Origin of the sequence: Methanonatronarchaeum sp. AMET-Sl (assembly GCF_029854155.1) — an archaeon.
Taxonomy (GTDB): Archaea; Halobacteriota; Methanonatronarchaeia; order Methanonatronarchaeales; family Methanonatronarchaeaceae; genus Methanonatronarchaeum.
This window is the reverse complement of record NZ_CP122958.1, coordinates 1,546,062-1,555,502: the sequence shown is the minus strand read 5'-3', so window position 1 is coordinate 1,555,502 and position 9,441 is coordinate 1,546,062. Positions and strand designations below refer to the sequence as shown.

General features: G+C 41.6%; 9 protein-coding genes. 6 read left to right on the top strand and 3 right to left on the bottom strand.

The genetic code is table 11. From position 1 onward, the window contains the following. Positions 1 to 71: 71 nt before the first annotated feature. Together tnpA and QEN48_RS07940 are read left to right on the top strand one after the other, a co-directional pair. Positions 72 to 461 (top strand): IS200/IS605 family transposase, encoded by a 390-nt coding sequence (tnpA, locus tag QEN48_RS07945; protein WP_280107913.1) that lies wholly within the window; start codon positions 72 to 74, stop codon positions 459 to 461. A 2-nt stretch (positions 462 to 463) separates the two neighbouring features. Beyond that, positions 464 to 1,618, top strand: coding sequence for a transposase (locus QEN48_RS07940; RefSeq protein WP_280108364.1), 1,155 nt, complete (start codon positions 464 to 466; stop codon positions 1,616 to 1,618). A 321-nt stretch (positions 1,619 to 1,939) separates the two neighbouring features. On the opposite strand, the gene QEN48_RS07935 is transcribed toward QEN48_RS07940, so the two are convergent. Next, on the bottom strand, positions 1,940 to 2,083 hold the full coding sequence (locus tag QEN48_RS07935) for a hypothetical protein (RefSeq protein ID WP_280108363.1): 144 nt from the start codon (positions 2,081 to 2,083) through the stop codon (positions 1,940 to 1,942). Positions 2,084 to 2,221: 138 nt separating this feature from the next. Here QEN48_RS07935 and QEN48_RS07930 point away from each other — a divergent pair, with 138 nt between their 5' ends. The 4 genes from QEN48_RS07930 to QEN48_RS07915 all read left to right on the top strand — a co-directional run bounded on the left by QEN48_RS07930 (position 2,222) and on the right by QEN48_RS07915 (position 7,028). Continuing rightward, positions 2,222 to 3,274 carry a phosphatidylglycerophosphatase A gene (locus QEN48_RS07930; protein WP_280108362.1) on the top strand — a complete coding sequence of 351 codons (1,053 nt, stop codon included), beginning with the start codon at positions 2,222 to 2,224 and terminating at the stop codon, positions 3,272 to 3,274. A 36-nt stretch (positions 3,275 to 3,310) separates the two neighbouring features. Next, positions 3,311 to 4,573 carry a tRNA (N(6)-L-threonylcarbamoyladenosine(37)-C(2))-methylthiotransferase gene (locus QEN48_RS07925; protein ID WP_280108361.1) on the top strand — a complete coding sequence of 421 codons (1,263 nt, stop codon included), beginning with the start codon at positions 3,311 to 3,313 and terminating at the stop codon, positions 4,571 to 4,573. Positions 4,574 to 4,829: 256 nt separating this feature from the next. Then, positions 4,830 to 5,609, top strand: coding sequence for a cobalamin-dependent protein (locus QEN48_RS07920; RefSeq protein ID WP_280108360.1), 780 nt, complete (start codon positions 4,830 to 4,832; stop codon positions 5,607 to 5,609). Positions 5,610 to 5,624: 15 nt separating this feature from the next. Further along, on the top strand, positions 5,625 to 7,028 hold the full coding sequence (locus QEN48_RS07915) for a methyltransferase MtaB domain-containing protein (protein WP_280108359.1): 1,404 nt from the start codon (positions 5,625 to 5,627) through the stop codon (positions 7,026 to 7,028). 51 nt (positions 7,029 to 7,079) lie between these two features. Here the strand turns inward: QEN48_RS07915 and QEN48_RS07910 are convergent, their stop codons facing one another. Beyond that, entirely contained in the window at positions 7,080 to 8,108 is a 1,029-nt protein-coding gene (locus tag QEN48_RS07910) for a uroporphyrinogen decarboxylase family protein (RefSeq protein ID WP_280108358.1), read from the bottom strand. A 164-nt stretch (positions 8,109 to 8,272) separates the two neighbouring features. Continuing rightward, positions 8,273 to 9,415 carry an NAD(P)/FAD-dependent oxidoreductase gene (locus tag QEN48_RS07905; RefSeq protein ID WP_280108357.1) on the bottom strand — a complete coding sequence of 381 codons (1,143 nt, stop codon included), beginning with the start codon at positions 9,413 to 9,415 and terminating at the stop codon, positions 8,273 to 8,275. Between the last annotated feature and the right edge of the window lie 26 nt (positions 9,416 to 9,441).

Here is a 9,441-nt window from a genome sequence, read left to right as displayed (position 1 = left end):
ACATTCATAGCCACGGTTGGGGTTGGATGTTTGCGTAACATCTTTAGGTGAGTAGTCTCTATATACTGACTATGCCTCGTGGGTTCGACAGGGAACGTACCAATGTCCACAAACTCCAGTACCACTTCATCTGGTGTCCGAAGTACCGTAAATCGGTGCTTGAGGGAGAGGTATGCGACCGTCTCGAAGAGCTCATCGGGGAGAAAGCCGACGAACTCGACTTAGAGATACTGGAGTTGGTGATTCGCCCCGACCACGTACACCTGTTCATCACGGGCGACCCAACGCTCGCCCCGAACAAAATCATGCAACAGGTCAAGGGCTACTCTTCGCGCCACCTCCGCGACGAGTTTGACTTCGGCTTGCCGTCGCTGTGGACGCGCTCGTACTTCGTCTCAAGTGCGGGCGACGTATCCAGCGAAGTCATCGAGGAGTACATCGATGACCAAGCAGGTGAGTAGTCATGCAACGGAACGTCTCAACCACGGTGCGGGTCAAACTCCACTCGCTGACCAACAGGAAGGCTGACCTGCTCGCCCGTGAGTACGAGGCGTTCCAGACAGAGGTTCGCGGTGGAGACGCCGACCTCTATTCCGCGACCAAACAGCAGGCATCGAAAGTCCAGCGACAGAAAGACCCGAACCCCGACACCGAACAGCCTGTCGTTCTCCGCAACGACGTGTTCGACGTGTCCTACGACGAGGACACCGTTCTCTCGTCATGGTGGGTCAAACTCCCCGTCTACGACCCTGAGCGTGGACGGGGCAACTCCATCTGGTGTCCCGCCCACGTTCCGCACAAGGACGAACAACTCGTCCGTGAGGGCGATATTCGGGACAGCGAGTTGGTGCGCCGTAACGGTGACTGGTACGTCCATCTCGTCGTGAAGCGGTCTGTGACCGTACAAGACGAGTACGACGACGTGCTGGCTATCGACATGGGCGCACGATGGGTCGCCACCTCTGCGTTCCTCTCTGACCGCAAGACCACGTTCTACGGCGAGGAAGTGCGTCGTATCCGCGAACACTACAAACAACTGCGGAAGTCCATCGGGAAAGCGAAACCCCGACAGGGACAGCAGGTGGTCGAGCGTATCGGGGACGCGGAAGCGCGGAAGGTGGACGACCGCCTCCACAAGATTGCCTGCCAAATCGTGGAGGACGCCGAACAACGGAACGCAATCATCGTCGTGGGCGACCTCGGCGGTATCCGCAAGGACAATGACAAAGGGCGGTACGTCAACGACAAGACCCACAAGATGCCGTTCGCCCGCCTGCTCAACTACATCGAGTACAAGACCCACGACGCGGGCATCGACGTGCAGTTGGTCGAAGAATACGACACGTCGAAAACGTGCAACCGCTGTGCCTGCGAGGGCGTCCGAGAGACGCAGGGACGCTTTAAGTGTCCCGAGTGTGGGCTGGACGACAACGCCGACAAGAACGGTGCGCTGAATATTGGCAAACGAGCCTTGGGCAAGTTCTCGAAACCGCTGTCCATGGCGGGGGCTGTACTGGCACAGCCCAAAACGCAGGTCATCGTCCAACGTGACGACGAACCTGCGAACCTCTCCGTATCCGTGGGTTCAACCCCCAGTGGGGGAACCCCACAGCTTTAGCCGTGAGAGGATGTCAGAAAATATATTTAAACATCTCTAGATGTAAGCCTTAAGCTATAGACATATCTTTAAAACCAAATGGAATAACTTTAGTTTAAGTACAGGCCTCCCAAACAAACATTCAAATATCGGTATGGTCAGACCACTAAACCTTTATCAACGGGCCTGTTTTCCCTTACCTAAAAGAGGGTCTTAAGTCTTCATTTAAGATGAAAAAACAATAAATAACAAAAAACTATAGTGAATTATTTTTTCAACAGAACAAAAAACTCCCAAAAGAGATTTCCTAAACCCAAGTGATGATTCACCTATTGAATCGGGTTATATCGTGAATCCAAATGCAATAACACCAAACAGCACCAACAATAAAACAATTACGACTAAAACAGCAGTATACTTTAGGTCCTTAAGTTCCTCTTCAATCTCTTCAACGTCTTCTACCTCTTCTACCTTTTCCCCCACCATTACAAACACCACAAGGATATAAAACCCCTAACCACAAAAAAGCAACACGTAATAGGAAGTTATCTTAATATTTGAGAACTATTTTTTTTGTTAATAGGTTTTTAGTGTTAAAAAGATTTGATATTTGGAGGTATCTAATTGGATTTCAACAGTTTTGATGATTATTTTGAGGTTATAGGTAATTTTGATGTTTTGAGTTCTGCTCCGCTTAACGGTGGGTTTAGTGAGTGTGATAGAATTGTTAATATGAATGTAGATGGTGATGATGACAAGAATGAAGGTAGGCCGATATTTGAGACTTTTCTTGAAACTCTTGATTTAGATAAAAATGAGTTGGATCGTGTGGTAGGTTTTATGACAGGTGCTGATGTCACTGAGTTTTATGTTGGTTCAGCTGAGGTTGATGGTAATGAAGTTAAGGTTTGGATTACCGCTGGTATTGGCAATAGTCTAAATGATAAAAGTAATACAATAAACATTATTCTTGTAACTGATTGTAATCTCAGTCCTACAGCTATGGCGAACCTTTTCATAGTTATTACTGAAGCTAAAGCGAATGCGTTGAGACATCTTGAGATAATGTATAATGGTGATCTAATAACAGGTACTCCGACCGATGCTATTGCTGTAGCTAAAGATGGAGCAAAGGGAAAGTCTGTGGAATATGCTGGAGTAGCAACTCCGATTGGTAGAACTGTTTATAACCTGGTTGAAGAAGGAGTTATTGATGCTTTAGATAAACAAGAAGGCTATTCAATTAATAGATCTATTTTAAATCGACTTGAAGAAAATGGAATAACAATCAATGATATGGCTAACGCAGCTTTTGAATTATATGAGGGGGGTGTACCCTCTAAAGTAGATAGATCAAGATTTAAATCAATATTGAGAGATAAATGTAGCGATGAGAACATTAAGTTGTTGATTGAATCTGGAATTTATTTGGGCAGGAGATCAAGGATTCAAAACAAAGGAGATCCAGCATACGTAGTAGCAGATGAACTACTTGGGATCGATATTGCTGAATATATCGCTGGAAAAAACGGTTTGTTCAACTTTGTTAGATACGACAAACAAAAACCAGGGATATTAAGTGAACTAGATGAAAAAGATGTTTTTCTTGACGATGTCATAGGTGGTTTGATAGCTGGTTGTATGACTAGATTATTTGAAGAGAAAAATAGGAAATGAAGTGACCCCTAACCTACATGATGGAACGGTTGTAAAATGAAATCGATTTATTTTGAAACATACGGATGCACTACCAATAGAGCTGAAACAGATGTTATGAAAGGTATGGTTAAGGATTCAGGATATCAATTAGTTGATTCTCCAGATAAAGCGGACTTAGTAGTTATTAACACATGTACTGTTATTGATAAGACTGAGAAAAGGATGTTGAGACGTATAAAAGATTTTGAAGACAAAAACGTTGTTGTTGCTGGTTGTCTTGCCTCTGCTCAACCTGAGGATGTGAAAGAAATAGATGGTGATGCTATACTTCTCCCGCCAGATAAAGTTGGAGATTTGTTAAGTTATATGGGTGGGGAAACTTGTTATAGAAAATGGGATGCCCCAACTCACATCGATGGTGCAATAGGGAGAGTTCAGATAGCTGATGGCTGTAAAGGTAATTGTTCGTATTGTATAACTAAAAAAGCTCGAGGAAAACTTGAGAGTAGTCCAATAAACTCTGTAGTGAGTAGAGTGGAAAAAATGGTGCACCAAGGAGTCAAGGAAATTCAATTAACGGCACAAGACACAGCAGCATACGGTTTAGACATAAATACAGACATTGCAACCCTTATCAACAAGGTCACAGGAATAAAAGGAGATTATAAGGTAAGAGTAGGGATGATGAACCCATTCAATACAAAAGGAATTGAAGATGAAATCATAGACCTCTACAAAAACAAAAAGGTTTACAACTTCCTACACCTCCCTCTACAATCAGGGTCCAAAAAAATATTAAGAAAAATGAACAGGTCATACAGCCCTGAATATTTTGAACAATTAATAAATAAATACAAAAGAAAAGTCGGAGGTACAGTTGCAACCGATATAATTACAGGTTTTCCAGGTGAAACTGAGAAGGACTTTCAGAAAACTGTTGATATAATTAAAAAAATAGAACCCGACATAATAAACATCACAAGATACTCACCAAGACCCGGTACAAAAGCATATGAACTAAAGGAAATCAAGTCATCTGAAAAGAAAAAAAGATCTAAAAAAATGACCGAACTTAGGAAAAAATACGGCAAACAAAACAAAAAGAAATTGATTGGAAAACAAAAAATGGTTTTAATCACAAAAAAAGGGAAAAAAAATACATATATCGGTCGAGACATAGACTACAACCCTGTTGTAGTTAAAAACCCAGTTAAAATCGGTAAAAAATATAAAATCAAATTAGATGGCTTTACATTTGCTTACTTAACAGGAAAAACAACCAAAAATAAGAAAGAATCCAAGAAACAATCCAATTAAACTACATAAAAACCCAACTCCTAATTGAGTTATATAGATTCCTATTTTGTTTCTTTTGGTTTTATTGTTTTTTATCAGAGCTAAGACCTCTTTCTATTTAGTGAGAGGAAAAGGTTACTTAATCTATTAAATAAATAATATAAATCGTGAGTCATTATTTAAAGTAAATGCAATATAATCTGTGATGATTGAATCACAAGTTATTTATAGCGTTATTTAGAGAATATATTGTGAAAGGGGGAATAAAATGTTAGATATGAGTAGCGTGAGCTACGACAATATTTTTAAACGCTATGACATCGTGTCAGAGAAAGAAGTCACACCCGAAGAACTTTTTGAACAGATGGCGCCCGAAGAAGAACCATGGAAAACAATTACACAAAAACTAGTTTTCTTGGAAGAAGTTGTCGATGAGGTAGAGGCAGCTCTAGAAAATTATGACCCAGAAGACGTTATAAACAAAGGCCTAATCCCAGGAATGGACATCAATGGAGAACTATACTCAAGAGGAGTCTATTACTTACCTCAACTGATTATAGCTGGAGACGCCATGGGTAGAGGAATAGAGCTATGTGAAGAAGCTATGAGAGAAGCTGGTCATGAAAGACAAGCTAAAGGCAAGGTATTGATGCATGTTGCTGAAGGAGATCCACACGACATTGGAAAAGATATTGCAGCAGCAATGCTCAAAGCACAAGGCTACGAAGTAATCGACATGGGAAGAGACGTACCAGTCGAAGACGTAGTAGACGCAGTAAAAGAGAAAAACCCAGATGTACTTACAGGAACGGCATTAATGACCACTACACAAACAGCCTTCCCACGAGTTGCTAAGAGATTGGAAGAAGAAGGAATTGACATAACATTTATTGGAGCCGGTGGAGCCGTCAACCAATCCTACGTACACAGCTTCCCAATGGGTGTTTTTGCAGATGATGCATCGGATGGACCCAGTATCTGTGAAGCAGTTAGAGAAGGCAAAGATTGGAGACAAATAAGAGAAGAGTACGATGAAATCGTACCATCATCAGCCTAATTGGAGGTGTTAAAAATGTCTAAATATACTGAAATGGCGTATGACGATCCAGAAGAAATGATTTTTGGAGAAGCGAAAGAACCTGTAACCTACGGACACGGCCCCCAAATAACAGCAGGAGGCGGCCAAGTATTCGGAGTAACTAAAATAGCACCAAGACCAGGAGCAGAAGCACGACCAGAAAAACTAAAAACCGAATTCCGAAAAATAACCAAAACAATACTACAAAGAGCAGTAACACTAGGATTCCCAACACAAGAAATAGAAAACGAATGGGTACACCAAATGGGAGAAAACCCAGTAGAATACGCACAAGGACCAGCAATCCAAAACCAAGCCGCAATAGCAGAAGAATTCGCAGAAGAACACGGAATAGCAACAGCAACAACCCACACAATCCCAGACCTAAGAGTATCAGAAAAAGGCCTAAGACACGGACAAGACCGAGAATCATTCTACCCAGAAAAAGTAATCGGCAGCTTCGAAATAGCAGCCGAAAACGGAGCCGACGTACTAAAAATCGAATCATCAGGAGGAATGGAACTAGCCGACTACGGAATACAAAGAGGAGACATAAAAGCATTCCTATTCGGAATCGGATACCTAGGATCCATCGACATGGAATGGCTCTGGAGCCAAATAGTCGACATCGCAGAAAAAAACAACGTAGTACCAGGAGGAGACACAAACTGCCCAGCAGCAAACACAGCAATGTTCATAGCAGGCGGATACCTAGACCAAGACATAGCAAGAACATTCAGCGCAATCACAAGAGCAATCTGCGCAGGCCGAACAATAGTCGCCTGGGAACAAGGAGCAACCGGACCAGACAAAGACTGCGGATACGAAGGACCAATCGTAAAAGCAATCGCAGGCAAACCCACAGTTCAAGAAGGGAAGGATTGCAGTGTTGCGCATGCTGACCTAATGGGTAATCTAGCCGCACAGGTATGTGATGGTTGGTCAAACGAGTCAGCTGAATTCCACGAAGAATTCAGTGGATGGAGCAGCGGAACATGGGCGGAAGCAGTAGGATACGAAGTATCCCTCATGAACACAGCCAAAGAACTAGGAGAAGACAAAACACTAAGAGACATCTACATGGCGTCAGACAGATACCGATCCCCAGAAAGCTTCATAATAGCATACGACAACGCATACAAAATAGGAGAAGCCATGGTGGAAGAGGGAGACAGTTACTACAGAAGATCAAAAGCAGCCGCACTCAAAGCAGCCGAACTAATCGAAGAAGCAAACGAAAAAGGAGAACTCCAACTCAGCTCACACGAAAAAGACACACTAGACTCAATAGTAACAGACCTAAGAGCACTACCAGAAGAAGAAGACAAATTCGTAGAAGAATGCCTCAACGAATACGGAGACCTACCAAAATTCGATCCAAAGAACTACGGATTGTAAATAATGTGATAAATGATGATGGATTTGGTTGGGGTTTTAAAACCAACCAAATCACTTTTTATTTTTTATTTTTTTTGTTTCTTCTACGAATGCTTTCATGTTTTCTTTTGGAGTTAATGGCCAGATGTCGTCTCCTGGCATTGCTGCGTTTACTCCGGCGTCATAGCTTTTTTGGACAGCTTTTTTGATGTCTTCTGGTGTTCCTTTGTATAGTGTTTCGCTTGGGGATATTGCTCCGTATAAGACAGGTTTTTCTCCTAGGTCTTTTCTGTTTTGATATAGGTTGTTTTTTTCTTCAACGCTTAGTGCGTCGGGCCCGCAATCCCACATTTTTGTTATTATGTCGTCTGTTAACCCGCATATGTGGAGTATTTTTGGTGTGTCTATGTTTTTTAGTATCTCCGTTAGGTATGGTTTTACAATTTCTTCGAACTGGCTTGGCATTAATACGTCTTGGCTTGCAGCGGGTTCTCTTAGGCAGATAAAATCGGCTCCGGCTTCGATTAATCTATTAATGTAGTTTATTTCGAAGTCTTTTAGTATTTCAAGGATTTCATGAACGGTTTCTGGGTCGCGCATTGTTGCAGCCAGTATTTTTTTACGGTCAAGTAGTTGGCCTGCTGAAACATAAGGCCCCATTACCCAACCTCCGATTGGAATGTCTGTAGGTGCTTTTTCTTTGGCTAATTCAATTGCTTCTAGAACTTCGGGTATTTTTCCAGCTTCATCTATTGTGGGTGGTTCGATTTCTATAAAATCCTCTATGTTTTCTACTACATTCGTTTTTATAGATGGATATCTAATGTTTTTTTCATCGCTTTCTTTGAACTCAATTTCTGCTCCGAAAGCTTCTGCTTGTATTGTTTGATCTATAGGTATGTTTACGCTTTCTAGTTCAAATAGCTCGATAGATGCAACGGCTACATCTGACATTTTTTCAGGGTCCCTAAGCACTTCATGGAATTTATAACCAAATTTCTCTGTGTTATCTATAGTTATCGTGCCCATTCCACTGAATGCGGGTGGTCGGTCAACCTCTTTTCCTTTAATACTATTCAGGACTCTTTCCATTCTATCCATAAAATATACACCCCTATTTGAGTCCTAAAGCAAATTCCCCTCTTCTTCACTTCAGGAAACAGATACCCCATTTAGGGCATCGCTTACATAACTAGATTTAAATAAAAAGAGTAGATTAGTTTTTTGGATTTTTTTTGAGAAAACCAGCTTTTGGATGGCCTTAGTTATAATAGTTTTTTTGTATGTTTTATAAGGCTTGGTTTGTTGATTAAAGCTCTTATTCCGATTTTTAGGGCGGTTGTGGTTAGATGTTTGTTTTTTGTTAGGTGTTTTGTGAGATTTATTGGTTCTAGTGCTTTCATTACTTCATCAAGTTCTTCATCACTCATTTTCTCGATTGTTTTTAGTGAGAAACGTCCTGCTCTATAGTATTTGAGGTATTTTTTGCGCCACCTGTCTTGGTACTCCATTAAGTTTTCCTTACGGAGGTTTTTTTGTTTTAATGCTCTTACAGCAACTTTTCCTGATAGCCTTCCTGCTGCCATTGCAAAAGCTATACCGGCTTGACCAGCAGCACCACCAACAACCATCACTCGATCGTTTACCAACTGGCTGGGTATCGTTATTATTTGGTCTTCCCCTCGTTGTATCCTGATTATTTCAGCACCATCAAACATGCTTCTTTCTAAAAAACGATCTAGATATTTTTCTGGATCTGCATCTCTTACAAAACAACCAATACTCGCTCTACCATCACCTTTAGGTGAAATAGTTGCTTTCCAACCGGGTGAAACTTTTTTACCCAGATAATAATGGAAGTGAGTTTCTGGAACTTCAACTCCTTCCATTTCAACCTGAATGGATTTAGCAAGGTCATTTGGATAACGCATCGTATTTAAGCCAACTTGATTTATTAATTTGTCTCGAGTTCCAGAACCTATTACTATTGCCCTTGACCTAAACTTCTTCCCATCCTCAGTTATAACTGAGACTTTTTCGTCAATATCTATTCTATTAACTCTTCTTCCCAGTTCAACGCTGGCACCAACGCCAAGTGCTTTATCTAAATAATATCTATCAAACTTTTCTCTATCTATGGAGAAACCAGGTGTGTTTATCTCTAAAGTTGTGTTCAATGGAGACGTTATTCGCATACCCTCTAAACGATGAGTTATGTAATCACTTACTGGCTCAAACCCCATCTGTCTGAAAAAACCATCAAAAGATGTGTCAGCAGGCCCAGGGTCTATTGAGAAATCACTTCGTTTCTCAATAACTAGTACATCAAAACCTCTTTCAGCAACAATGTTAGCCGCCTGCAGGCCAGCGGGACTTGCCCCAACCACGATTAAATCATACAATGACAAACAAAACATCTCCTTAACGATAAATA